Genomic DNA, 697 nt, shown 5'->3' with positions numbered 1-697 from the left:
GTGCATCCGCTCGACCGGGTACTCTCGGGTGTAGCCGTTGCCGCCGAGGATCTGGATGGCCTGGCCGGTGACCTTCTTGGCCGTCTCACTGGCGAACAGCTTCGACATCGAGCCCTCGGCCGCGGTGAACGGCTTGCCGTTGACCGCCATCCAGGAGGCGCGCCACACCAGCAGGCGGGCCGCGTCGATCTGGGTGCGCATGTCGGCGAGCTGGAAGGCGACGCCCTGGTTGTCGATGATCGGGCGGCCGAACTGCTCACGCGTCCTGGCGTAGTCGAGCGCGACCTCGTAGGCGGCGCGGGCGGTGCCCACGGCCATGGCGCCGACGGCCGGGCGGGAGGCCTCGAAGGTGGCCATGGCGGCGTTCTTCACGCGCTCACCGCCCGTCCTGGCCTTCTCGCGGGCACGGGCCAGGCGCTCGTCCAGCTTCTCCTTGCCGCCGAGCAGGCAGGAGCCGGGGACGCGCACGTCGTCCAGGACGACCTCGGCGGTGTGCGAGGCGCGGATGCCGTGCTTCTGGAACTTCTGGCCCTGGGACAGGCCGGGGGTGTTCGGCGGGATGATGAAGGACGCGTGGCCCTTGGAGCCGAGCTCCGGGTCGACGACCGCGACCACCACATGGACGTTGGCGATGCCGCCGTTGGTCGCCCAGGTCTTGGTGCCGTTGATCACCCACTCGTCCTTGGCCTCGTCGTAC

General features: G+C 70.3%; 1 protein-coding gene. It reads right to left on the bottom strand.

Going from position 1 to position 697, the window contains the following annotated elements:
• Nucleotides 1–697: acyl-CoA dehydrogenase family protein (locus tag LPA54_RS34170; RefSeq protein WP_228984557.1), on the bottom strand; the 697-nt coding region annotated here is incomplete at both ends.

This window comes from Streptomyces sp. DH12 (assembly GCF_020873895.1).
GTDB lineage: Bacteria > Actinomycetota > Actinomycetes > Streptomycetales > Streptomycetaceae > Streptomyces.
The sequence above is the reverse complement of the archived record's forward strand: the minus strand, read 5'-3'. Positions and strand labels throughout refer to the sequence as shown.